Origin of the sequence: Hymenobacter nitidus (assembly GCF_020447315.1) — a bacterium.
GTDB classification, from domain to species: Bacteria; Bacteroidota; Bacteroidia; order Cytophagales; family Hymenobacteraceae; genus Hymenobacter; species Hymenobacter nitidus.
The window spans coordinates 157445-184172 of the sequence record NZ_JAJADQ010000006.1; the positions used below are offsets into that span (position 1 = coordinate 157445).

Consider the following 26728-nt stretch of genomic DNA (forward strand, 5'->3'; position numbering starts at 1 on the left):
CTCCTCACTACCGTGAGGGGCCTTTTTTTATGCGCTGCAACTCAGCAGCGCAAGGCAAACTCCCGGTTTATCCTGTCAAAGTCCGGGTTGGTGTAATAAAGTTCGGGCCGGGCGGGGTGGGCTCTACATTTCGTCTATCCATCCGTCTTGCCAACAACGCGTGGCCTGTCTTATCCTCATTTCTACTTTTTTATTCCTGTTGCAATGAAGTTTACATCTCCCTCGGGCCGCAAGGCCGTAGCGCTGCTGGGTGGTCTCACCTTGCTGATCAGTTGCTCCAAAGAAACGGGCGTAGCTCCCAAGGAACCCAACAACGCAGACCGAAACCAAACCAGCCCCTGGACGGCTTTCGTGCAGCGCGTGTCGGAGGGTGTCAACAGTGACCCGCTGGGCCAGTACGTGGCCAAGAGCGTGCAGGTCGCTGATGGCACCGACCGGCTCCAGCGGCCCAAGATGAATGCCGAGGACCGCAGCTGGGCCAGCATCCAGAGCCTGCTGGCCGCCACCCGCGGCCCCGACGTGCCCTATATTCAGCCCATCGAGCCCACCTGCGACGACTACTCCTACTGCGGCGGTGGCGGCGGCGGTGGTGGCGGCACGCCCACGGTCTACTCCACCTTCACTTCCTCCGAGGGCCAGTCCCTGAACGGTGACCCGTTCATTAATCCGGACAACTACATTTTGGACGTAGAGCTGGCCAAGAGCAGCTACGCCTCCGTGGATGCCAAATCAGGCTATACCAAGCTCAGCGCGGACCTGAACAAGGGGGCCGGCGGAAAATTCATCTTCCTGACTTTCACCCGCAGCTCCTTCGAGCAGGGGCACTCGGGCAAATGGCCGGCGCAGCATCCGCTCACCCGAATCTGGGCCGACAGCTACAGCAGCAGCTCCGACCACGACGCCCACGGCACAGGCCTGGATGAAGTCTGGAACCCGACCTGGGGAAGCTTTTACCTCTGCGACCTGAACGACGGTGCCGGTGGAAAGTACATCTACGCGCACATGACCAAGGATATTCAGCGCCCGGCGGGCTGGCAGAGCGGCACGCCACCCAAAGTTCCGATTAAGGAAGTCGGCATTCTGTCGGGCAACAGCAGCAGCATTCAGCCCCCGGCCGGCTGGGTTCGGGATGGCAAAGACCTGAACGAGGGCGCGGGTGGCGACTTTATTTATCTGTGCACCAAGTATTAATCCATTTTTAGCTCCTATTACTCCGTGAAGAATCTAGTAAAACTCAGTGTAGCAGCGGCCTTCGTAGCCGCCGGCATGGGCGGTATGCTCGGCTGCAGCAAGGAATCGGCCGCCCCCGCGCCGGCCGCCACTCCCGAAACCGGCGTTACGACCTCTATGTGGACGGCTTTCGTGCAGCGCGTGTCGGAGGGTGTCAACAGTGACCCGCTGGGCCAGTACGTGGCCAAAAGCGTGCAGATTCCCAACGAGGGTACCCGCCCCGTGCGGCCCAAGATGAATGCCGAGGACCGCAGCTGGGCCAGCATTCAGAGCCTGCTGGCCGCCACCCGCGGCCCCGACGTGCCCTACATCCAGCCCATCGAGCCCACCTGCGACGACTACTCCTACTGCGGCGGCGGCGGTGGCGGCGGCGGCGGCACGCCCACGGTCTACTCCACCTTCACTTCCTCCGAGGGCCAGTCTATGGACGGCGACCCGACCGATAACCCCAATAACTACATCATGGATCTGGAGTTGGCCAAGAGCAGCTACGCCTCCGTGGCCGCGCAGCCGGGCTACTTCAAGCTGAATGCAGACCTGAATAAGGGCGCCGGCGGCAAGTATATCTACCTGTGCTTTTCGCGCAAGCAGGTCGATCCGCATGGCTACCGCAACCTCTGCGGGTCTATTGCCTGCGACAAGCTGGCCGTAACCAAGTTCCACGCCGAGGCCTGGACGCAAGCCATATCCGGCGCCGACCCAGGCCCGAACTACGAGCATATCTGGAACCCGACGGGCACTTCCTGGCCCGCCAACATGCAGTACAAGCAGATTGACTGCAACGACGGCGCGGGCGGCAAATACATCTACTGCTTCCTGACCAAGGGCCCCTTCCCCTCCAGCTCCTCCAGTCCGGTACGCACCCCCATCCGGGAGGTAGGCGTCATTTCCGGCAACAGCAGCAGCATTCAGCCGCCCAGTGGCTGGGTGCGCGACAACCAGGATATCAACGATGGCGCCGGGGGCGACTACATCTACTTCTGCTACAAATACTAACTCATTCTTACGTCTGGGCCCAGGCTGGCCGGTAGCTCCATAAGCGGCTGCCAGCCTGGGCACCGGGCAGCTAATCACTGTTATTGCAATGCTAAAATCAACTTCATTTGCCCGGCTACTGGTGCTACTCCTGGCCGGGGCCGGCACGCTGGCCAGTTGCAGCAAAGACTCGGCCCCCGCGCCGGCCGCCACTCCCGAAACCGGCGTTACGACCTCTATGTGGACAGCTTTCGTGCAGCGCGTGTCGGAGGGCGTGAACAGTGACCCGCTGGGCCAGTACGTGGCCAAAAGCGTGCAGATTCCCAACGAGGGTACCCGCCCCGTGCGGCCCAAGATGAATGCCGAGGACCGCAGCTGGGCCAGCATTCAGAGCCTGCTGGCTGCCACCCGCGGCCCCGACGTGCCCTACATCCAGCCCATCGAGCCCACCTGCGACGACTACTCCTACTGCGGGGGCGGCGGTGGCGGTGGCGGCACGCCCACGGTCTACTCCACCTTCACTTCCTCCGAGGGAATTGGTATGGATGGCGACCCGACCGACAACCCAACCAATGCTATTATGTGCGTTACAGCCTTAATCCGGGACTCCGAGCGGGACGCCAACCTGACTATGTCGGCCAGCGCCTCTGTGTATAGCGGCTTTAACAGGTTGAATGCGGACTTGAATAAGGGTGCCGGCGGCAAATACATCTACCTCACCTTCACCCGGAAGTCCCTTTATCCAGGTGGTTACTGGTTTAATCTATATCAAGGGGATGACTCGGGCCGCAAACGACCTATTACCCGATTCCGCAATCCTGGCGAAGGAGGTACCATCGACGGTAACTACACCAATACGTGGTGGGAGGATGTCAGTAAGCTACTCGGTGGCGGCATCTTCAACCGCGCAGATTTCAATGACGGCGCGGGTGGCCCCTACATCTACCTGCAGTATTCCAAGCTGGTAGAAACCCAGCGCGGCTTTCCCTACCCAACCCAGTTCGTGAAGGAAGTCGGCGTTTTGTCGGGCAACAGCAGCAGCATTCAGCCCCCAGCGGGCTGGATCAAGCACCCGCAGGATCTGAACCAGGGGGTGGGCGGCGACTATATCTACCTCTGCTACAAGTACTAGGTAAGAACACCGGCTTTGGGTGGCCTGCTCTGGTAGCCGCACCCTGCCTTATATGCTACGGCGCACCGCTCTGACGAGCGGTGCGCCGTTTTGCGTAGTACAGCCTCGTATTTACTTCAGAAGAAACCCAGCGGCCCGGCTGCCGGAAACGGCCATTCTTCGTACTCTTGTATCTTAACGGCTACCCGCATGTCCACCGATTCCGAAATCTCCGTTTTCACCCACCACTTCGGCCGCCCCGACCCGGCCGTGCCCCCCGGCGACTTCTTTGCCGACAAGTTCGACAAGAGCCTGTGGCGGATGATGTACGACGAGGTGGGCGCGGGCTGGTACCGCCATGGGTTTCTCTACCTCTTTGGCGTCGAGCTGCCCCTGCTCACGCCGGCCCTGGCGGCCTGGACCAGCATTCTGGAGCCGGAGGTGGAGCGGGTCGTTATTGGGCGCAATGCCTACGGGGCGCTGCTGGTGGCCGAAAACACGACCGAGGAAGGCACCGATGCACCCATCGGCCTGCTCGACCCCTGGCTGGGCACCTACACCAAGCACGAGGGCCTGGACTTTGCCAGCCTGCTCAGCGACTGGCTCCCGCTCGACCAGCTGCCGGGCTTCCTGAACCAGACTGTGTATGACAGCTTCAGGCAAAACGGCGGGCAGCTAACCGACACCGAGGTACTGGCCATTCAGACCGCTGTTTTTCAGGGCGGACCGCTGGCCGATGCTACTTTCCAGCCCGAAGACGTGCTGGCGTTTCACCAGCGCCTGGGCGCGGCCCGCGGGGCTTAGAATGGGTAGCCGATGGCAATGTTCAGGCGGGGCGACGACTTGACGGCTCCCACCAGCTCGTTGCCGGCGGCGTCTTTGATGGCGCCCGTGTCGAAGGGGTAGCGCAGCGGATAGGCCAGGTCGAGGCGGATGACGAAGAACTCGACGTCGATGCGGATGCCGGCGCCGGCGCCCACGGCCAGCTGCTTGAGGAAGTCTTTGGGGTTAAATTGCCCACCGGGGCGCTTGTCGTCCGGGTTGACCAACCAGATATTACCGGCATCCACAAACAGGGCGCCCTTCACGTACGGAAACAAATCCTGACGATACTCGGCATTGGCCTCCAGACGGATATCCCCCACCTGGTCGTAAAACTGCGTCGAGGTTTCCCGCGCAGAAGACGGCCGGTAAGCACCCGGCCCAACGCCACGGGCGGCAAATGCCCGCACGCTGTTGGGTCCGCCGATGCCGTACTGCTTCAGGTAGGGCAGCACTCGGGAGTTCAGATACGGGATGCCCGCCCCGATGAGCAGACGGGTGGCCAGCTTGTTGCCACTGGTGGGGTCCACGCTCGTGCGGAAGTAGTTGCGAAATTCCAGGTCGACCTTGCTGTACTGTGAGAACTCCTGGTTCAGCAGCGTGTAAGCCTGGCTGTTGTCGGCGGGATTGGTGCGCTTGGCCTGGCCCGTGAGGTTGCTGAGCAGGTAGGCCGCGTTGCCGGATACTTCCAGGCCGCCGCTGAAGTAAATCTGGTTGCGGCGCTGCTCCAGGGCCTGCTGGTTGTAGGTGTAGCGGTAGCTGCTGCCCAGAATGAACTGCTGGCGGAAGCTGTTGGCCAGGAAAGGCCGGTCAACCAGGAGTTGGTCGAACTCGGGGCTGGTGTTGCCCAGCCGGATGTACTGCAAGTCGATGGGGCGCAACTCCTGCTCGTTGGTGAGCTTGGTTTTCCAGGTGTAGCCGTAGTTCAGGCTGAGCACGTCTTCCTGGAAAGCCCCCACGCGCTGCACGTAGCGGTAGCCCGCGCCGAAGCTGGTGCGAGGCTGAAAGTCGGAGTTTACCAGCCGGATATCGAAGGGCGGCGTGATGAGGCGGGGCACCAGCAGCTGGGCATCGACGCCGACCTCGTAGGAAGTGACGCCGATGGTGGCCGTATTGCCCTGGGTCTGGTTTTCGAAGGTGCCGGTTAGGTTGATGAGCAGCTGCTCGGCGCCGCGCAGGGCCGAGCGGTTGCGGTACTGCACCTGAAAGCCGGGCCCGGTAAAGCCGTTAGACTTGCTCACCAGCAGCACCTCGGCCCGCAACGACTGTTTGGGTACCTGGGTCATGCGCACAAAGGAGTTCAGGAAGCCGTAGCCGGCCGAGTCGGCCTTGGCGCGGGCCGGCCGGAAGCGGATATCCACGAACTTGAACGTGCCCAGGCTCATGAGGCGGCTCAGGGTCTGGTCGGAGCGGCGGCGGCGGTAGAGGCTGTCGGGGTAGAGGAAGGTGGCGTTGGTAATGGCCTTGGCCTTGAACACCTTCTCATCGGGGAAGTAGCGGTATTTCTCGAAAATAACCGGCTGCTGATTCTGGGTTGTGTCCGAGAGGTTGTAGCTGGTATTCAGCGTCACGTTGTTCAGCACGTAGGGCTTGGCGGCCCGCGGCGGAATCGTGCTTTTCACCTTCAAATACACGTTCACCTGGTTGTCCAAGGTGCTGTCGACCTGAAACAGCAGGTAGTCGGGGGTGAAGTAGTAGTAGCCCTGGTTTTTGAGGACGCCGTCGATGCGGGCCCGCTCATTAACGAAGGTTTGCAGGTTGTAAGGCTCACCTACTTTCAGCAGCGAGGCCGACTCAGTGGCCCGGATGGCGCGGTCAATCAGTGTGTCGCGCTCCGGGAAGTGGATTTCCTTGATGGTGTAGGGCTTGCCGACCAGAGCCGTGTAGTCGACGGTGGCCGTGCGGTCCTTCACCTGGATTTTGCTGCCTACGCTGGGCGTGAAGTAGCCATTGTTGTTGAGGCGGTTCACCATCAGGCGCTTCACCTTCTGGGTGTCTACCTCACTGATGAGCACGGGCCGCTCGCCGTATTTGTTAGCCAGCCACTTGCCCAAACCCTTTGTTTTGCCCTCGCCCAGGTGCCAGAAGTAGAGCTTGGGCCGCAGCCCCAGAATGGAGGCGTTGGGCTTGGGCGTAATCACACCTTCCAGCTCGGTTTGCAGGACCGCCTCGTTGGGCACGGCCACTTCCGATTTTATCTTGACCGTGCTGCCGGTGTAGAGCCTGGCACCTTCGGGAATGTATTTCGTGCCCGAGCAGCCACTGGCCAGCAGCCCGGCCACCACGCCCAGCACGCGCAACGACGGAACAGAAACAACGGAAAAACGGCGAGCTACAGACACGGAACAGAACTAAGTGAAACGTCTTTTAGGCAATACAAAAACTAGCGGCTGGTAGTAGCCGGCGCGGCCCGCACCGAGTCGCGTCGCGTAAGGGCGGCTGGGGTTTGCGTCGAGTCAGGAGCGGTTTTCTTCTCCTGCCGGCGCTGACGGCGCTCCTGCTTCACTTCCTCCTTCACCACGTCGTCGATGCCCTTGAACAGGTCGGCCAGGTCGCGGTAGTCGCGCTGGAAGATGAGCGAGGCACCAGTACGCACGAATTGTCCGTCGATGTCGCCGTAGGCGTTGTTGCGGAAGGCCCGCAGGCGAATCCGGCCGTTGGCCAGCACATTATACTCCACGCTCACGTCGCCGGCGAAGCTGCTCACGCCCCCGCTGCTCTGGCCGTTGGAGGCCTGGTTGCCACCGCCCAGGGGCACATCGGTACCCAGGCGCACGGTGAGGCGGTTATTGAGCAGCTGGCGGCGCACGGCCACGTTCAGGTCGGTGCGGGTTTTCTCGGCGCCCGAGGAGTAGTCGGCGTAGGAATTTACGCCCAGCTCCACACCCAGGTTCGACAGGTAGCTGCCCGTCAGGTTGTTTAGCTGCTGGGTGAGCACTTGGCTGGCCGAGCCCCGCAGCTGGTCGGCCACGATGTTGCCGCCACTCGACTTGAAGGGGTCCTGCGACATAAACCGGTTGAGCACCAGCAGCGAAAATACCTGCTTGTTGAGCTCGGTGGTTTCACTGGGCTGGCGCAGCTGGGCCAGGCGCGTCTCGATGGGGCCACGCAGCTCACTGCGGGCATTTTCGGGCAGCTTGATATCGAAGCCGATGATGGGCTTGAGCAGCTCGCCAGTCACGTTCAGATACACCTGGAACGGCAGCTGGTTGCGCCCCACCGCCTGCAGTGTCTCATCAGCCAGGCCCTGGGCCGACAATAGCTCGGCCGGCGGCGCCTTCACGTTGTAGATGGCCGCCACGTTGAGCTGGGCGTTGTAAGGGTCGCCGGTCCAGGAAATGGTACTGCCGGGGGCAATGGCAAACTCCCGCGAAGCCAAATCATACAGCGACATGGCGTATTTGCCCTCGGTCACGTCGAGGCGGCCGCTGAGCGTGATAGTACCGCTGGGGTCGATGGCGGTGCGCAAGGTGCCGGCGGCCCGCACCTGCAGGTTGTCGCCGCTGGCCTGGTCGATGATGATGGTGAAAGGCGTGTTGTCGTTCACCGTCACGGTGGCCGTAATGTCGTAGCCGGCGGCGGTTTTCACCGTATCCTGGGCTATCTGGCGGGCCAGCATGGTATCGACGGGCACGCTAAAATCGACGAACTGCACAATTCCCTCCCGTTCTACCAGGCCGGCTTCGTCGTTGGGCACGGCTACTTTCAAATCGGAGCCCTCGGCCACCACGGCGCGGGTGCGCACCACAGGCAGCGTCATGTTGCCCGAAATGCGGGTATCCGAATCCACCACCAGCTTGCCATAGAACAGCGGGTTGTCGCGCTGGGAGCTTTGCACGGCCAGGAATTTGTCGGTCGTCACGTTCAGGTTGAAGCGGTAGTCGTCCACGTAGTTGCGGGTGAATACCGTGCCGCTGGCCACGGCCTTATTGCCCACCGAGTCGAGCACCGTGAAATTGTCGAAGGTCAAACCTTGAGCGCCGAAGTTCACCGTCTGGCTCGGCACGCGGTAGGGCGCCCCCAGCTGGCTCACAGTAAAGCCTGCGTCGGGCGTGGTCGTAATGGCGCCCCGAATCAGGGGCTGGGCAATGGTGCCGCGCACGTCGAGGTTGCCGGTAATGCCGCCCACCGACTCGCGCAGCTGCCCGGCCGAAAACGCCTCGGCCGTTTTGATGTCGAGCCGGTTCACCGTTACCGCAAACTGAATGGGGTCGGGAGGCGTGGCCAGGTAGTAACCCACAGCCCGCACGTCGGTACCCGACGTGTTGGTCAGGCGGGCGTCCACGTCGTAGCGGTTGGCAGTAGGGTTGGTGGCTTTCAGCGTCACGTCGCCGACCAGGGCCTTATTGTAGGCGAAATTGGTCAGGGCCAAATCGGCCGTAAAGGCCTGCCGGGGCTGCCCGATGCTAAAGGCCACGGCTTGCCCGTTGATAGTGCCGGCCACCATAGAATCGGGCATACCGCCGGCTTTGGCCAGGCCATTCAGGTCGAAGTTGGTGATGGTAGCCTGCAGCGGGTACTGGGCGCCGGGCAGGGTTTGGAGGGCCAGCACCTGGTTGCCCTGGCTGAGCCGCACGTTCTGGGCCAGAATGGCGCCGGTAGCCGTGGTGTAGCGCACCTCGTTATTGGGCGCCACGCTCCACTTCTGGTTGTCGAGCACCAGGTCGGGCCCAAAGCTGAAGGCGTAGGCCTGGCCTTGGTTAAGGACCTGCAACACGCCGGCCACGTTCAGGCGCTGGGCACTGTCCGATTCGGCGATGCGCAGGTTGGTGCCAATCTTGTTGTCGGCAATGCTGCCCACCAGGCTCGGGTTGGGCAGGCGCAGCGACGTATCTTGGCTGGCCTGGCGCAGGCGCAGGGCGTAGTCCAGCTTCTGCGGGTCCGACGACACATTGAGCCGCAGCGAATCGAGGCGGTAGGCGTCGTACACAATCAGCGGAATCCGGCTGTTCAGGGTTAGGTTAGCGGCGCGGCTGTCGTAGCTGCCGGTCAGCTTGAAGGGCGAAATCTGCTTGAGGCCCGGCACCAGCTGGGTAGCTATTTTCGGATTCTTCAGGTTGGCGTCGAAGGTGAACTGCCGGTACACACCGGAGGCCGTGTAGCGCACCCCGGGCAAATCGAAGTACCGGTCGATGTGGCGCTGCAGCTCCAGGGCCAGGTCGCCCAGGCGGGTGTTGCCGCGCAGAGTGGCATCCAGCACGTTGGAGGCAAAATCCACTTCGGTGCGGCCCGGCCGCTGCAGAATCCGGCCGCTGAGTGAGTCGAGGGCGAACGGCTGGTTGTCTTTTACAATCACGATGCGCCGGCCCGAGAACGTACCGTTGAGCGAGTTCAGGTCCGAGCCGCTGATGTTGGCCGCCAGGTCGCCCTGAATGCGCAGGTCGCCGCCGGTGTAGAAGCCCAGGGCCGTCAGGTTGGCCCCGCGCAGGTTCAGGCGGTCCACGGTGTAGGTCGGGTTGTTGGCGTCGCGCAGGTTCACGGTAGCCAGCAAGTCCAGGTTCAGGTTGGGGTCCTGGCTGCTGCGGGCGTCTACTTTGTAAATCTGCCGGTCGATGTCCACATTGGCCGTAATGCCGCGGTAGTTGTAGCCGTTGTACTGGGCACTCTGCACGTTGGCCACCAGCTTGCCCCGCATTTGGGCCGGGTCGAGGCCCCGGGCGTTGAGGCGGCCGTTGGCGGTAATCTTGCCAATGGTCGGGTCGCGCAGGAACTTGCCCACGTCGAGGCCCTGGGTGGTGAAGGTGGCCGTAATCGGCTCCTGGCCTTTCGGACCTTCACCCATATCCACCTTGGCCGTAGCGTTGCCGAAGCTGGTGGTGGCGCGCAGGTTGGCGTCGAAAATCTGGACCGTGGGCCGCCCTTTGAACGTGCCGGCCACCGTCATACGGGCCGGCAGGCGGTACTCGGCCGGAATCGTGCCCTTGGGCAGCAGGCTTTTCAAATCAGCATCCGACGTCGAAAACTGCCGGATGTTCAAATCGGTGTACAGGCGCCGGTCGGTTTCGGGCAGGCCCACAATCCGGCCGCTGGCTTTTACCACCGTGTTGCGGAAGCCCACAAACTCCAGGTTCTGAATGCGCATGTCGCCCACGCGGCCACTCACCCGGCCACTGATGAGCACCGACTGGTTGGGGCCGGTATTGAAAGGCGGCGTGCCGGCCAGGTCGGGAGCCAGGTAGAGGATGTCGCGGAAGCCCAAACGCACGTTGCGCAGGTCGCCCTCGATACCCAGGTTGGGCAGCTGCTTGGTGTCGGCCAGCGCGTCGAGGCTCTTGTAGCGCATGGCCAGGGTCTGGCGGATACGGGTGTGGGGCGTCTGCAAATCCAGGTTGTCCAGGCGGGTCTGCACCGAGTCGAAGACGACGTCGGCCGTGGCGCTCTGCACCTGGAAGCCGCTCTGCTCCTTGCCCGCCAGGTTCACGATGCGGCCCGTGGTGCTGTTTTCGGAGTACGACAGGTTTTCCGTGTTCAGCACCAGATCCGTGAACTTGAGGTGGTTGTAGTCCATGGCCGGCACGCGGGTACGCTGCCTGGGCTCGTCGAAGTTGTCGAAGGCCACGTCCACCCCGCTGATGTCGGACTTCTTGAGCGTCACGACCCAGCTGGTAGCGGCGCCGGTGGCTTTTTCCACCGACTCGTTCAAGTCGCGCACGGCTTCGGCCGGGTTTACCACGCGCTGCTCCACCGGCACGTTCTCATTCTGGGCGTAGGCAAACGAAGTATTGCGCAGCCGCAGCGTGTTCAAATCGATGCGCGACTTAATCAGGTCGATGTTGTCGGCCGTGGCCGTGGCCTCGCCAATACGAGTGCTGATAAACTGGGCCGCCACGTTGTTGCGGTAGGTCAGGCTCACGTTGTTCAGGGCCGCGCTGTTCAGGCCGAAAACCGTGGTCAGGGGCTCGGAAGGGGTGTCTGGTGGCACTTTGCTTTGCACGATGCCGATGCTGGTGTTCTTCAGCGCGGCCGTGTTGATGCGGTAAATCGAGTTGTCCACGTCTACCTCGTCCATCGTCACGGCTAGGTCCCCGACTTTGGTGCGGATGTCGTTGCCGTCAACCTGGTCCTGGTAGGTCAGGTAGATGTTGGACAAATGCAGGTCGCCGATATTGTACTTAAAACCGCCCGTCGAATCGGCCGGGGCTGTCGTGGTGGTGTCGCCGGTGGCAAAGGCGGCCACGATAAAGTCGTAATTCGAGACGCTGTCAGGCTCGGTGCGCTTAATATGGAGAGTTCCGTCGTTCAGCTCCAGCGACTTCACGTTAATCTGCGACTTGGTCAGGGCCCATAGGTCCAGATTTACGCCCAGGTGGCCCACCGAGAGCAGCGTATCGCGCTGCTGGTCTTCCAGATATACGTTGTCGAAGGAAATGGCATTGCGGAAGTCGGTGCGGAATTTTCCGATGCGGACTTCCGTGCCCAGCTTGTCGCGCAGGTAGCCTTCGGCCTTGCGGGCCACTAAGTCCTGCGTCGCGGGAAATTGCAAAGCCACTACTGCCACAATTACCAGCAGCAGCACGAAGGCCACGAACCCCAGAATAGCATACAGGGCGCGGCGGGCGTAGGTAGGTAGAGAGTTGATGGCGCTTATTAAATAAAAGGGTCCGCCCGTCCCAACGCAAAAACGCCCCCGCAGGTTGGATTTTCCCTTTCCCGGGAGTCCTTACGTACTACCACGCAGGAGCTTGTTATATCGGCTTATCACGATAAACAAAATATGCGGAAAATCGGACCAGCCGCGCCAAAGCCTTTTTCCTTCACAAGCACCTGTTTAATTGAACTTTATCAGCAAACAAAGACCCTTAAAGCAGCGCAATTAACTACGCAACTAATCAATTCCCGGCGGCCAGTGAAAACTTACTCCTGCACTCTATTATCTTTCGCCTCCAATTCGATTTCCACCCTCCCATGATTCTTCGTTTTACCCTGCCTTTCTATACCGCCTGGGGCCAGCGGCTGGTAGTTTGCGGCTCCGAGCCCGCCCTGGGCTCCTGGAACCTGGCCCAGGCCCTGGCGCTGCATTACCACCCGGCTTCCGGCACCTGGAGCCAGGAAATCAGCTTGCCCGACGACCAGGCCGGCACGGTAGAATACAAATACATTCTGCTGGACGAGCGCACCGGCAACCAGGACTGGGAGTGGGGAGAAAACCGGGCCGTCAACTACGACGGGCGCCAGTACAGCCGCATCGTGCTGGAAGACTACTGGCGCCCGGCCGCCCAGCCCGAAAACGAGCTGCACACCGCCGCTTTCACCCAGGCCCTGATGCGCCGCCCTGCCCGTCCGGCCGCCCCGGCTGCTAAGCCCGCGGCCCGCCTGGCCGACTCGGTAGTGCGCTTTCAGCTGCAGGCCCCGCGTGTCGATTCCGACCACCAGCTCTGCGTGCTCGGTTCCGATCCGGCCCTGGGCGCCTGGGATGCCCGCAAGGCCGTATTGCTCTCCGACAAGGATTACCCCACCTGGACCGCCGACGTAGCCCTGGAGCATGCCGAGCGCACCACCCAGTATAAATATGGTATCTGGGACCCGCGGGAGAAGAAAATCCTGCACCTCGAAACCGGCGACGACCGGGTTATTTCGCCTTCGGCCGACCGCAAAACCCTGCGGGTGCGCGCCGATGAGCATTTCCGCTACCCCAACGGCCATTGGCGTGGCGCCGGCGTGGCCCTGCCGGTATTTGCCCTGCGCAGCCGCCGCGGACTGGGCGTAGGTGAGTTTCCGGATCTGAAGCTGCTCATCGACTGGGCGGCCAGCACCGGCCTGAAGATGGTGCAGATCCTGCCCATCAACGACACCACCGCTACCCATACCTGGGTTGATTCGTACCCGTACGCGGCCATTTCGGTGTTTGCCCTGCACCCGCAGTACCTGAACCTGGACGACGTAGCCGAGCTGAGCGAAGCGGCCGACCGGCGCGAGCTGGACAAGCTGCGCGACGAGTTCAACCAGCGCGACTTCGTGGATTACGAGCCGGTGATGAACGCCAAGTGGAAGTTTATCAAGGCCTTATACCAGCAGGAGAAGGCCCGATTCCTGGCCGACCCCGAGTTTCACGCTTTCCGGGAGGAGCAGCAAAGCTGGCTGACGGCCTACGTGGCCTTCTCGGCGTTGCGCGACCGGTTTGGCACGGCCGATTTCTCGCAGTGGCCCGCCGAGTTCCGGGCACCCCGCGACCTGGAGCAGCTCACCAGTGAAACCCAGGCCGACTTCGACGAGTTTGGCCTGCACTTCTTCACCCAGTTTCACCTCGACAAGCAGCTGCGCGAGGCCGTGGAGTATGCCCGCCAGAGCGGTGTGGTGATGAAGGGTGACCTGCCCATCGGCATCTACCGCCACTCGGCCGACGCCTGGACCCAGCCCGAGCTCTACCACATGGATCAGCAGGCCGGTGCGCCGCCGGACGACTTCTCGACTACCGGCCAGAACTGGCGCTTCCCGACCTACAACTGGGAGCGGATGGCCCAGGATGGCTACCGGTGGTGGAAGCAGCGCATGAGTCACCTGGCCCGCTACTTCGACGCGCTGCGCATCGACCATATTCTGGGCTTTTTCCGCATCTGGGAAATGCCCGGCCACTCGGTGGAAGGCCTCCTGGGCCACTTCTCCCCCGCTCTGCCCCTGCACCGCCACGAAATCGAGCAGCGCATCGGCTGGTTCGACTATGCCCGCCTGTGCGAGCCATACATTCGCTGGCACCTGCTCACCGACATCTTCAGGGAGCAGGCCGATGCCGTGCGCCAGGAGTTTCTGGATGAGGCCAGCCACGGCGTATTCCACCTGAAAGCGCACCTGCGCACCCAGCGCCAGATTGAGCGGGTATTCGAGCAGAAAATTGCCAACGACCCCGGCAACACCGACCACTACGTGTGGCTGCGCACGGGCCTGTACAAGCTGGTGAACGAGGTGCTGTTTGTGCCCGCCGAGCAGCCCGATTTCTACCACCCGCGCATCACGCTGCCCAAAACCTACGCCTTCCGGGAGCTGGACGAGCACACCCGCCACCGCCTCCACGACCTCTACAACGATTTTTTCTACCGCCGCCACGAGGATTTCTGGCGCGACCAGGGCATGGTGAAGCTGCCGGCCGTGCGCTACGCCACCAACATGCTTATCTGCGGCGAAGACCTGGGCATGGTGCCCGAGTCGGTGCCGGGCGTGATGAAGGCGCTGGGCATCCTGGGCCTCAACATCCAGCGCATGCCTTCCGACCCGCAGGTGGAGTTTGGTCACCCCGGCGCAGCACCCTATCTGTCGGTGGTCAGCCCCGGCTCCCACGACATGAGCACGGTGCGCGGCTGGTGGGAAGAAGACCCCATCCGGACCCAGCGCTTCTTCGAAAACACGCTGGGCCACTGGGGCGAAGGCGCGCCCTACCACTGTGAGCCCTGGGTAGCCCGCGAAATAACCACCCAGCACTTGCAGTCGCCGGCCATGTGGGCCGTTTTCCCGCTCCAGGACCTGCTGGCCATGGACGACCACCTGCGCCGTGCCAACCCACTCGACGAGCAGATCAACGTGCCTAGCAACCCGACTCACTTCTGGAAGTACCGCCTGCACCTGAACCTGGAGGACTTGGTGCAGGAAGTGGGCTTCAACCACGAGGTGCAGCAGTTGGTAGTAGCCAGCGGACGGCGGCAAGTGTACTAGTAGCACCCGGCGTTCCGGAGCAATACCAGCTTTAGTCAGGCCACTTTATTCAAACGGTTTCATCATCACGATGAAACCGTTTTTTTGCTTATACCCATTATTATCAAATAGTTAAAGCCTAATCAGCAGCAAAGAAAAAGCGCCGAATTATTTCTACTACATATCATTAGAGTCTGCACTTCCTTCAGATAAGAATCCGGAGCATTCAGCTATGAAGTGCAACCGTTCGGCCAAAAATCCAACCCTGCCGCACGGTTCCGTCTAGGTTTGTGCAAGAAAAATACGTGCGTGTTTTCAGCGGGCAATCCGAGTTAACTACGACTTCGTAAGCTTCGCTTAATCCAACTTCCCTCCGATTATCCTACTGATTACTACTGGCCATTACAAGCACTGAGGGCACAGTTGGCCTTCGCCTGACATGGTAAAGTCTTATCAGCCCTGAATACTACTACCCATTGCCACGGCTTTTACGAGCCATCACCTTGTTTTTCACACACACATATACCATGAAAACAACCTTACGATTAGCGTTTTTGCTGCTTGTATGGGGGGCGCTAGGCCGGCCAGTGGCCTATGCGCAAACAGCGCCAGCCCTCATCACGCCGAACCTTACGGGTGCGGCCATTCCCCGTGCCAACGGCATTACGGCCGTGTTTGCCGGAACCGTAACTACCACGTTGTTCAACGACGCGGACGGCAACACGGACCTGTCGTACTACCGCATCACCACGCTGCCTACGCAAGGGCAGCTGTATGCGTATAACCTGGCCAGTGGTGAACGGCAAGCGGTAACTTCTACTACCCAGCAGTTTAGCCCTTTCCAGTATCCCAACCTGGCCTACGCTCCCAACCCGGCAGCTGCGGCAGCGACCTACTTTTTTCAGTATCAGGCAACCGACGAAAGCGGTTTGTCTTCCGCCGTGGGTGCTTTCAACATTCCGGTTAATGCCAACGCCCGCGTCAACCAGCTCCCGCTGAGCCGGGAAGCGACCAACCAGGTGATGTCGAAGGGCTACGGTCCGACGCCCCTGGCCCCCGGCCTGTTTGGTGCCGACACCGACGGTACGGTAGATAGCTACATCATCACGGCTGTGCCCGCCCCTGCGCTGGGCACGCTGCGCATCGGCGCGGCCGGGGCCACCGTGGCGGCCGGCAACACCCTGACTGCCGCCCAGGCCGATCAGCTGACGTTCGACCCGGCCCTGACGGCTCCCAGCTTCGGCACGGCCCTGATTCAGTTTCAGGCCGTGGACAACAATGGCGCTACGGATGCCAGCGTAGCCAACTACGCCGTTCCGATTTCTAATACGGGCAGCCCCGTGGGCTCGGTTCTGGACTTTACGTCCCGCCCCATCATGGAGGACTGGGCTACTACCACGCGCAGCGTGACCGTGAACGGCACGACCATGTCGGTGAGCAACTACACCGGCTCTGACCCGGAAACCAACCTCATCATCGAAGACAACCCCACCATGCCCGGCCGCGCCCTGGTGTGGACGGCGGACTACATCAACAACAAACCCCAGGCCGAGCGTGATGCGAGTATCACTTTCAGCTTCAGCAAACCCGTGAGCGGCTTCACCATGAGCCTGGGCGACATCGACTTGAACGGCACCGCCTGGACGGACCGCGTCATCATTACCGGCAAACGGGCCGATGGCACGACAGTAAACCTGACGCCCGCCAACATCGACCTGGGCGTATTCGTGAGCAATACCGGCAACACCCTGACCGGCACCGGCAACACTACTACGGCCGACGACAACACGGTTATTACCTTCCCCGAGCCCATCGTCAGCGTAACATTCGATTACGCCAACACGACAACCGCGGCCAACGCAGCCCAGCAGCTGATGACCTTCGAGTCGTTTGCCTGGTACACGCCCGATGCGGTAACGACGCTGACGGGCCCGGCCCGCGTGAATCCCAACACGACCGTTACGTACGTGGCTACCACCGTCAACAACGGCCCCTACACGGCTTCGGCCGTGACGCCTACCGTGCAGCTCACCGCTGGTCTGACCAACGTCACCATCGGCGGCGCGGCGGCTGGCACGAACTACAACGCCACGACCGGCGTGCTGACCCTGCCGACTACGACGGCCCTGAACAGCGGCAGCGCCCTGACCTACAACATTGGCTTCACCATCGGCACGTCTACCGTGACCGGCATAGCCCGCAACGGGTCGACTTCCTCGGATGAGGTGCCGACCAACAACAACGGCTCTTTGAGCAACGCCCAGGTAACGACGGTGGTAAACCAGCCCCCGGTAGTGCAGAACGTGACGGCGCCTACGATGAGTGCCAACAACGGCGCTACTGCCATTCCCTCGCTGGTAGGCTCCGACCCGGATGGCGACAATACCATTGTCAACTACGTTCTTACCAACCTGCCCAACGCAACCACCCGCGGCGTGGTCTCTTACACCCGCGCTGGCTCTACCGTAACGCTGCTGGCTGCCAACGGCTCTTCCGTGGCCGACCGCACCCTGACGCCGGCCGAAATGGCCACCCTGCAGTTTGACCCCGCCGACGCTGGCGCCGGCAACAGCGCAACTTTCAACTACACGGCCACCGACGACCTGGGCCTGACCTCCAACATAGCGACTTACACCCTACCCATTGCTGCTATTACACTGGCTACCACCGACCTGTCGGTAACCCAGCAAGTGCAGCTGGGCCCCTACCAGATTGGCGACCAGGTGACCTTTACGGTGACGGCCGGCAACAACGGTACCGCCGCTTCGGGCGTGCAGGTAAAAGATGCGTTGCCCGCGGGCCTGAGCTTTGTGAGTGCGAATCCTTCGCAGGGCACCTACGACAACGCCACCGGTACCTGGACCGTCGTTTCGGGCCTGAATACCTTCGCCAGCGGCGCTTCGGCCACACTGACCATCACGGCTACCATTACCAAGAACGGCACGTTCACCAACGTTTCGACCATCACGGCTACCACGCCCGACTCGAACCCGCTGAACAACGAAGCCAGCCAGATAGTAAACCCCGGCACGGCCGCCTACGCCCAGGACTTTGAGGGCCGCATTGCGGCTGACTACTGCGAAATCTACACGGGCATGTCCCTGACCGGCACGACCAACGTGTTGGCCGACAACACTTCCCTGCTTTCCAACGCGGTGCTTGGCACCACGGCTGCTTCGTACGCTACTCCCCTGCTGCGTTTCACTGGCTCGGGCACGGTATCGTTCCTGACCCGCGTCACGAACACGACCAGCACGCCCCGCTACCGCGTGTCGCTGCTCACCGAGGGCGGCGCCCGCACGATACTCACCGCCTTCACTGCCTTTACCAACACTACCGCTACGACCATCACCGCCAACGTACCCCAGTCGGGTGTGTACCGCGTGGAAGTGGCCTTCGATGCTACCGCTAACAACGCCGCCAACGGCCTGGCCATCATCGACGAGGTCGTTATCAACAATGCTACGGTAGCTACCCAGGCGAAGAACGGCTCGAACTGCGCCGCCAACATCCTGCCCGTAGCCACCGACGTTTCGTTCCGCATTGCCAACAGCGCAGGTCTTACCCTGATTCCGGCCTTGGCCGGTACCGACACGGCTCCCGGCACGGTTGACTCCTACGTGTTCCAGACCGTGCTGGACCCCTTCACCCAAGGCTCCCTGACGTTGAATGGCATCGTGGTAAAAATCGGCCAGATCATCACGGCCGCCGAAGCCGCTACCCTGCGCTTCGCCCCGGTAGCCGGCTACGTGGGCACGGCCAGCTTCCAGTTCAGTGCCATCGACAACAGCGGTGAGCTGAGCCTGGCGCCTGCCACCTACACCATTTCGGTAGAAGCCGCCACGACCATTTCGGGCCGCGTATTCGACGACGTGAACTACGGCGGTGGCTCGGGCCGCTCCTACGCCACGGCCAACACCTCGGCCATAGCCTCCAACTTCGCCGACAACAGCATCATGCGCGGCAGTGCCATCGTGGAGCTGTACGACAAAGACACGGACAAGATTATTGCCACCACCACGACCAGCAACACGGAAGGCACTTACACCTTCAACCAGATTCTGGCCGGCAACTACGTGGTGCGGGTAGTCAACTCCTCGGTAACGTCGGTGCGCAACGCCACGGCTTCAGGCGTGCAGGCCGTGCAAACCTTCGTCAATGGTGACCAGAACAAAGTGGGCGGCGAAGTACCCAGCAAGGTAGACGCGGGTCAGAACACGGGCAGCCAGCTGCTGGCCAGCCTGACCACGCCTACCCAGACGGCTCAGTCGATTACTACGGTTACGATTTCTTCGGAGCTGCTGGCGCCGGCCACCAACGTGGACTTCGGCTTCAACTTCGACGTCATCAGCAACACCAACTCGTCGGGCCAGGGCTCTTTGGCTCAGTTTATTCTGAACAGCAACGCCCTGCCCAACAGCAACTTCACTGGCAACCCTACCGCTACCCTGAGCCAGCAGAGCCCGGTAGCTGCCTCGCCCCTCACGGCCGGCCGCGAAACGAGCATCTTCATGATCAGCGACGGTGCTACGGTTGGCAACGGCTTCCGTAGCGGCATCAACAGCGGCTTTGTAGGTACCACAGCTACGATTTCCTTGACCAGTGCCCTGCCCGACATCACGGCTTCCAACACGACCCTGGACGGCTCCCGCCAGTCGCTGGCTACCGGCGACGACGTGGCGCCAGTAACCCTCGGGGCTAATGCCACCACCGGCTCGGAGGTTATCATCAACTTCAACTCGCTGAAGGGCCTGGTGGTAACGGGTGGTAACACCATCATCGACCGGCTCGAGTTCAACAACGCCAAAGGCAGCAGCACCGCCACTAACGGTACGCTTACGGACGGCGCCGCCATTACGCTGAGCGGAGCCGGAGTATCCGGCTCGATTGTACGCTTTGTGACGGCCCGTAGCAGTGCCACCGCCGGCATCTTCCTGACCAACGGCGCCACCGGTGCTTTGGTAGCGGGCAACGTGCTGCGCAATGGCTTGGCGACGGTAGCCGCTGCCGGCGTCACCGCCACCGACGCCGACGGTATCCGCCTCAATGGTGCTTCGACCAACACCTTCAACACTAATATCCTGCTGAGCAATGCTGGCTACGGCATTGAGCTGAGTGGAACTGCCAGCAACACGAACACCTTCCTGGCCAACACCATTGACGCGAACGGCGGTGGTGGCACCAGCAGCAATGCCGGCATCAGCATTCAGGCGGGCAACAACAACCTGTTCAACAGCAACATCATCAGCAACAGTGTTGGTGGCGACGGTATCGTAGCCCTGAATGGCACGTCCGGCAACCGCTTCACGCAGAACTCGATGTTCGGCAACGGCGACCTGGGCATCGACCTCTCAACGGGTTCGACGGCCACAGGCGAAGGCACCAACATCAACGACAACACCGACGTGGATACCGGCGCCAACGGCGTGCTGAATTTCCCTGTGCTGACCCAGGTAACCCAGGATGGCACCAACCTGCGCATCACGGGCTACGCTCCTACCGGCTCGCTGGTAGAGTTCTTCGTGGCCGACGTAACCACGGCGGCTTTTGGCGAGGGTCGCACCTTTCTGGCCGCCCGTACGGAGGGTGCCCCCGAAGACGTTGACACTAAGCGTGGTGACTATTCGGGTACCATCAGCGGCCTGAACCAAGGCAGCGAAACCCTGGCCAGCCGCTTTGCCTTCGTGATTCCCTTCTCGAACCTGTCGGCCAACCAGATTGCAGCCCTAACTGCGGGTGGAGCCCGCGTAACGGCAACGGCTACCCAGCTGGCTACCGTGAACAGCCTGCAGGTAGGCAACACGTCCGAATTCTCGGGCAACGCGGCCGTAACCAGCGGTGTGCTGCCCGTAGAGCTGACCCGCTTTGTAGTGCAGGCCGCCAGCACCGACGCGCAGCTGACCTGGGCCACGGCCACCGAGCTGAACAACGACCATTTCACCATCGAGCGGTCATTCGACGGCGCGACGTTTGAGCAGCTTCGCCAGGTGAAAGGCCACGGCACCACCACCCAGGCTCATAGCTACTCCTTTACCGACGCGGGCATCGGGGCCCGCCACGCCGGCAACGTGTACTACCGCCTGCAGCAGGTTGATACCGATGGCAAGGCCACCTACAGCCCGGTGCGCGTGGTGTCGTTCACCCCCGAGGCTTTGGTTGGCCTCTACCCCAACCCTACTACGACTAACCCGACGCTGAACCTGACGGCTCTGCCCGCTGGCAGCTACCAGGTAGCGGTGCTCGACGTAACGGGCCGGGTGCTGAGCAGCAGCCGCTACGCCGGCGGCCTGGCTCACCCGCTGGTCCTCGGCAACCTGCCGGCCGGTGTCTACATCGTTCGGGTACAGGGCCAGAGCATCAACCACTCGGTGCGCCTGGAGAAACGGTAGCAGCCTGAAATGCCCTAATAAAAAAGCCTCTTCCATCATTGGAAGAGGCTTTTTTATTAGGGCATTTCAGGCTTGCCTGGCACCCGGAACCGAGGCAACACGTTCCGCGTTTGGGGCCCTCGAAACCAGCTGGCAGCTCGGCCGCTAAATCTGGTACGGCCTCATTAAACGTATGGATTCTGCGGCCGCCTCTACCCGGAAAAACCGGCTGTTTGCGCACATAAATTCGGTGTAATGAATTTTATTTATAATTGAATTTTTCTCATCAAACCTCATCTGCATCCTCAACCGAAAAATACCATGGTTCACACAAACCCGGCTGCCTTTGGGCGTGATATGGGGAATGTTCACCGAAAAAATAACGCGTAATTCAGTTACTCAGAGTAAGTTTGCATATTGATTGGTCTGTGCAAACCGAAATCTGTTCAGGTTTGGAATTTTCTCTGCTCTTTTTATAAACATTCTATGACAACAATCTTACGCATAACAGCGGTGCTGTTATTCTGGTTGGCACTAGCCCCTACCAAGGTGCAAGCGCAAGAAGGCCAGGCATTTTCCTGCGATGGTACCTTCTACCAGATCCGCCAGATCAACACGGGTGCTGCTGCCTACTCGGCGCTGTACGTGGTCGACCGGTCTACGGCGGCTTACACTACCAGCGTTTATACGTTTGGCGGCACCAACAGCACCGGCAACCTGGGCGTAGTACTCAACGCGCTGGGCTACAACCCCCAGGACAGCTACCTCTACGCCGTAACCTACCCCGCCGACAACGGCACCCCAGACCCAGTGGAGGGCATTCACCTGTACCGCATTGGTCGGGGTGGCATCCGCGACCTGGGCAAGACCAACCTGCCGGTAGCACAGTACAACTCCGGCACCATCGACAAGCAGGGCAACTTCTACCTGGCCACGCGCCAAAGCGCCGGTCAGTTCCTGGATAAGCTGTTCCGCCTGAAGCTGTCGGATTTCGGTACCGTACTCACTCAGCACGATGAGCTGCCAGTGGTGACGGGCACGGGCGCTGCCACCACCGTCGACTTTACCGACATTGCCTACAGCCCCACGGATGACGGGATTTACGGCTCCAGCTACCTGGAAGACTTGTTCAAGATCAACATCGTTACGACCAATAACGTCGAGCGGGCCGTTCTGTCGACCGTAAAAACGGGAACCAACACCACGGTTGTAGGCTCGAACTTCTTCGACATTGCCGGCAACCTTTATACCTACTCCAACACGGGTGGTATCTACTCCGTCGATACGAGCAACGGCACGGCCACACTTATCAGCAACGTGGACGCCGCCCCCAACAGCGACGGCGCCAGCTGCATCAACCCCAGTGAGCGGATTGACGTGGTGAAAGACCTGATCAGCGTCACGCCGACGGGTGCGACCCGTCAGTTCGACGTCCGTTTCAACATTCAGGTGAAGAACACGGGTACATCGACGGCTACCAACGTACAGGTTTCGGACTTCCTGGTGGCCAACGGTACCTTCCCGACGGCTACCGCCCTGTCGATTATCAACCGGTCGATTACCAACAACGGTGCCAACGGCGGCGCCGCGCCTACCCTGGCGCCGAACGCTGCCTATAACGGCCAGACCACCAACGCTGACCTGCTGACCGGCAACCAGAGCCTGACCGCCGGCCAGAGCGCCCTGATTGACTTCACAGTCCGGGTTACCTTCGGCAATGGTACTCCCACTACACCGGCGCTGAACAGCGCTTACGCCTCTACCATCAGTGGTACGGCAGCCAACCAGGGCCACATCCAGCTGTCGAACGGCGACGTGCTGCCCCCTGGCAACCTGCTGGCGCAGGATCAATCGACCAACTCGGCGGTTCTGCCCCTGACGGCCAACGGCGACACGCCTTCGGCTACGCCTATTCGCTTCGGTATCTCGATTCAGGGTACCGTATTCGAAGACATGAACTACGGTGGTGGCCTGGGCCGCGACCAGGCTACCAGCCAGGGTCGGCCCCTGCCCGGAGCCCGGGTAGAACTCTACACGACCAGCATAACTACTGGCGGCGCTTATCAAGGGTTTGCCACCACGGATGCCAGTGGCAACTATGTGTTCACGAACCTTCTCAATGGCAACCCGCTTGCCGCCAGCACGGATTATCAGGTACGGGTGGTGAATACCTCCGTAACCAGCAGCCGTCCGAACCGCTTCGCGGCCAACGTGGTAGGCGTGCAGACCTACATCTACAATAACACCAACCAGGTAGGTGGTGCCAACCCCAACCAGAGCGACGTAGGCCCGAACGCCACCAATGCCACGATCAACAGCCTGCAAGGGCAAGCCGCAACGACCATTCTGCAGTCCCTGGTTACGGTTACGACCCAGGCTTCGGGTGCCCGCACCGGCGTTGACTTCGGCTTTAACTTCGACACGGTAGTCAACACCCGCGACAGTGGTCAGGGCTCGTTGCGCCAGTTCATCCAGAACAGCAGCTACCTGGCCAACGACAACCTGGCCCAGGTAGGCCTGCCGGCCGGCAAGGAGCACGCCATCTTTATGATGAACGACGGCATCGTGAGCACCGGTGGCCTGCGCGGTGCGGGCTTCGCAGCCGCTGGCTACAGCGCTACCACCGGCATCTTCACCATCACACTGGCCTCGGCCTATGACCCCATGTACGACGATAACACCGTTATCGACGGCAAGCTGCAGTCGAACCGTACGGGCGAAGATGTGGCCGTTACGCCAAACAATACGGGTGCTGAAGTTGCCATCAACTTCAACCGCTTTGCCGGTCTGATTACGCAGGGTGCTAATACCCGGATTGCCTCGCTGGCGTTGAGCAACGCCTTGGGAACCGGTCTGAATAGTGCCAACGGATCCGCCCGCGTAGAAGCGGATGGCTTTGCAGTCACGTTTAACGGCGCAAACACGGCCGGCTCTATTGTAACGGACATCACTGCCCAGAGCAACTTTGTGGGTGGCGTACGCCTGCAGAATGGCGCTACCGGAGTAACCGTCAGCAACAACAGCCTGCGTACTGCTGCCACCAACGCAGCTGACTTCAACTATATCAACTCGGATGGTGTGGGCGTTAGTCTGGCCAATGCTTCGGGCAACACTATCACCGGCAACGCCATCAACGCCAACGCCGGCTACGGCATCGTGCTGGCCGCCGGTGGCACGAACAACTCCAACACCATCAGCGGTAACACCATCAGCGGCAACGGTGCTGGTACTATTACTGATAACGATGCGGGTATTGCCATCTTGGCCGGCAACAACAACCTGATCAGCGCCAACACCATCACGGGTAACTCCGGCGACGGTATCGTGGCCATGTCCGGCACGTCGGGCAACCGCTTCACGCAAAACAACACCAGCGCCAACACCGGTGGCAGCGCTACCGGCAACCTGGGCATCGACCTTTCGTCGAATGCCACGGCTACTGGCGACGGTGTGTCGCTGAACGCCAACAACAAGACGGCCGCCAGCGGAGCCAACAGCCTGCTGAACTTCCCCGTCCTGACCCAGGCGACTATCACGACCGGCGGCAACCTGATTGTATCGGGTTACGCCCGGGCGGGCGCGCTCATCGAGTTCTTCGTAGCCAGCGCCGACCCGACCAGCTTCGGCGAAGGAGCTACTTACCTGTTCAACGCCACGGAAGGCGCCGCTGGTGACACCGACACGCGCTTTGCCAGCTACACCGGCGGCCGTGCCGATCTGAACCACGGCTCAGAAAGCGGAGTAAGCCGTTTTGTCTTCTCGATTCCGGTAACGGCCGCGCAGCGCACCAGCCTGGTAACGAACCGCCTGACGGCTACGGCTACCGTACCAACCACCGTCAACAACTTGGCTGTGGGCAACACCTCGGAGTTCTCGGGCATTATCGCCGTGACCAACAACGCTCCGTTGCCCGTCGAGCTGACCTCGTTTGAAGCGAAGGCCGTGGGCGTAAACGCTCAACTGACCTGGGCTACCGCCTCGGAAACCAACAACGACCGTTTCGTAGTGGAGCGCGCGTACGGCGACCAGGCTTTCACCCAGATTGGCACCGTGAAAGGCTCGGGCACCAGCACGAAGTCGCACAGCTACAGCTTTGTGGATGCTAACGTTGGAGCCAAAAACCTGGGTACCATCTACTATCGTCTCAAGCAGATAGACACCGATGGCACCGTAAATCAGAGCCCGGTACGCACCGTGCTGTTCGAAACCGTGAAGGCTGAGCCCTCCGTGTACCCGAACCCCACCGTGCCCAACCAGGATGCCCAGCTCGACCTGCTGGCCCTGCCCGCCGGCAACTATCAGGTATCGGTAGTTGACATGACGGGCCGCACGCTGAGCAGCGCGACGTACGCGGGTGGTGAGTTGCACCCCTTCGCCGTCCGCAGCCTGACGTCGGGTTCTTACCTGGTCGTGATTCGCGGCAACAACGTGAAAATCACGAAGCGTTTGGTGAAAAACTAAGCGTAACATTCCAAGAGCAAAAAAAGCCTCTCCCATCCAGGGAGAGGCTTTTTTATTACCCGTCAAACACTGTAATGGCAACCGAATGGCTAACCGTAATGCTCGTTTCGGGGTATAGCAGGGTTCTACGCCGTTTCGACCATGCCACACCGCTCCATTTCCGCGCCTCGCCACCGTGCCCCAGCCCTGCCCAGCACCGACTACGACGTTATAATCATTGGGGCGGGTAGCGCCGGGCTCAGTGCCGCCCTGTCCTTGGGTCGCTGCCTGCGTCGGGTGCTGGTCTGCGACGGAGGGCCGCCCCGCAATGCGCCTTCGCCCGGCGTGCAGAGCTTCTTCACCCGCGACGGTATCAAGCCGGCCGAGCTGCTGCGCGTGGGCCTCGACCAGCTTAAGCCCTACGACACGGTGGAAGTGCGCGCGGCCCAGGTGCAGCGCGTGACGCCGGGCTTCCAGGTGTTTGAGGTGGAAGCCGAGGGCGAATCGGGCCGGACCTTTACCGTTACGGCCCGCAAGCTGCTGCTGGCTACCGGCGTAGAAGACGAGCTGCCGCCCGTACCGGGCATGCGCGACCTGTGGGGCCGCGGCGTGCTGCACTGCCCCTACTGCCACGGCTGGGAAGTGCGGGGCCAGGCTTTAGCCGTGTATGGGCAAGGCAAAATTGTGACGGGCATGGCCCTGCTGGTCAGCCGCTGGGCTCCCGACCTGGTGGTGTGCACCGATGGCGCCGGTCATTTGTCGCCCAACGCCCGGCGCCGGCTGCGCCAGCAGAAAATCCAGCTCAATGAGGAGCCCATCAGTCATCTGGAGGGCACGGCCAACGGGCAGCTGCGCCATATCGTGTTCAAGAACGGGGACAAGCTGGCCCGCCACGCCTTGTTTGTGCATCCGCACCAGCACCAGCGCTCCACGTTGGCCGAGCAGCTGGGCTGCCGTCTTACCAGCAAAGGCGCCATCTGGATCAACAAACACTCCCAGACCAGCATCAGTGGCCTTTACGCCGCCGGCGACATTACTCCGGGCCCGCAGAAAGCCCTGCTGGCCGCCGCCGAAGGCACGGAAGCCGCCATTGCAATTCACGAAACCCTGACGCGGGAAGAATGCCCGAAATAAAATACTGACCAGAAGCGTAGTTGGC

General features: G+C 61.3%; 10 protein-coding genes. 8 read left to right on the forward strand and 2 right to left on the reverse strand.

The features are described from left to right. The first annotated feature begins 204 nt into the window (after positions 1 to 204). From LGH70_RS12920 to LGH70_RS12935, 4 genes are all read left to right on the forward strand, one after another. Positions 205 to 1191, forward strand: coding sequence for a hypothetical protein (locus LGH70_RS12920; RefSeq protein WP_226186206.1), 987 nt, complete (start codon positions 205 to 207; stop codon positions 1189 to 1191). Between the two features lie 24 nt (positions 1192 to 1215). Beyond that, a complete protein-coding gene (locus LGH70_RS12925) occupies positions 1216 to 2226 on the forward strand; it encodes a hypothetical protein (protein ID WP_226186209.1) in 1011 nt (336 codons plus the stop codon). Between the two features lie 88 nt (positions 2227 to 2314). Beyond that, entirely contained in the window at positions 2315 to 3337 is a 1023-nt protein-coding gene (locus LGH70_RS12930) for a hypothetical protein (RefSeq protein WP_226186210.1), read from the forward strand. 189 nt (positions 3338 to 3526) lie between these two features. Next, positions 3527 to 4120 carry a hypothetical protein gene (locus LGH70_RS12935; RefSeq protein ID WP_226186213.1) on the forward strand — a complete coding sequence of 198 codons (594 nt, stop codon included), beginning with the start codon at positions 3527 to 3529 and terminating at the stop codon, positions 4118 to 4120. On the opposite strand, the gene tamL is transcribed toward LGH70_RS12935, so the two are convergent. After that, the gene (gene tamL, locus LGH70_RS23840) at positions 4117 to 6480 is read right to left on the reverse strand and encodes a translocation and assembly module lipoprotein TamL (RefSeq protein ID WP_226186215.1); all 2364 of its coding nucleotides are present in this window, start codon (positions 6478 to 6480) and stop codon (positions 4117 to 4119) included. The genes LGH70_RS12935 and tamL overlap by 4 nt on opposite strands. A gap of 41 nt (positions 6481 to 6521) precedes the next feature. Next, positions 6522 to 11663 carry a translocation/assembly module TamB domain-containing protein gene (locus LGH70_RS23845; protein ID WP_226186217.1) on the reverse strand — a complete coding sequence of 1714 codons (5142 nt, stop codon included), beginning with the start codon at positions 11661 to 11663 and terminating at the stop codon, positions 6522 to 6524. A gap of 380 nt (positions 11664 to 12043) precedes the next feature. Here LGH70_RS23845 and LGH70_RS12950 point away from each other — a divergent pair, with 380 nt between their 5' ends. The 4 genes from LGH70_RS12950 to LGH70_RS12965 all read left to right on the forward strand — a co-directional run bounded on the left by LGH70_RS12950 (position 12044) and on the right by LGH70_RS12965 (position 26703). Continuing rightward, complete coding sequence (locus tag LGH70_RS12950; protein ID WP_226186218.1) at positions 12044 to 14782, forward strand: 4-alpha-glucanotransferase; 2739 nt, start codon at positions 12044 to 12046, stop codon at positions 14780 to 14782. Positions 14783 to 15288: 506 nt separating this feature from the next. Continuing rightward, a complete protein-coding gene (locus tag LGH70_RS12955; protein WP_226186219.1) occupies positions 15289 to 21150 on the forward strand; it encodes a beta strand repeat-containing protein in 5862 nt (1953 codons plus the stop codon). A 528-nt stretch (positions 21151 to 21678) separates the two neighbouring features. Next, positions 21679 to 25590, forward strand: coding sequence for a DUF6923 family protein (locus LGH70_RS23850; RefSeq protein WP_226186220.1), 3912 nt, complete (start codon positions 21679 to 21681; stop codon positions 25588 to 25590). 141 nt (positions 25591 to 25731) lie between these two features. After that, a complete protein-coding gene (locus LGH70_RS12965) occupies positions 25732 to 26703 on the forward strand; it encodes an NAD(P)/FAD-dependent oxidoreductase (RefSeq protein ID WP_226186221.1) in 972 nt (323 codons plus the stop codon). Positions 26704 to 26728 lie beyond the last annotated feature (25 nt).

Coding starts and splice junctions, on each gene's coding strand:
- LGH70_RS12920 (WP_226186206.1), top strand. CDS start 205: ATGAAGTTTACATCTCCCTCGGGCCGCAAGGCCGTAGCGCTGCTGGGT.
- LGH70_RS12930 (WP_226186210.1), top strand. CDS start 2,315: ATGCTAAAATCAACTTCATTTGCCCGGCTACTGGTGCTACTCCTGGCC.
- LGH70_RS12935 (WP_226186213.1), top strand. CDS start 3,527: ATGTCCACCGATTCCGAAATCTCCGTTTTCACCCACCACTTCGGCCGC.
- LGH70_RS12950 (WP_226186218.1), top strand. CDS start 12,044: ATGATTCTTCGTTTTACCCTGCCTTTCTATACCGCCTGGGGCCAGCGG.
- LGH70_RS12955 (WP_226186219.1), top strand. CDS start 15,289: ATGAAAACAACCTTACGATTAGCGTTTTTGCTGCTTGTATGGGGGGCG.
- LGH70_RS12965 (WP_226186221.1), top strand. CDS start 25,732: ATGCCACACCGCTCCATTTCCGCGCCTCGCCACCGTGCCCCAGCCCTG.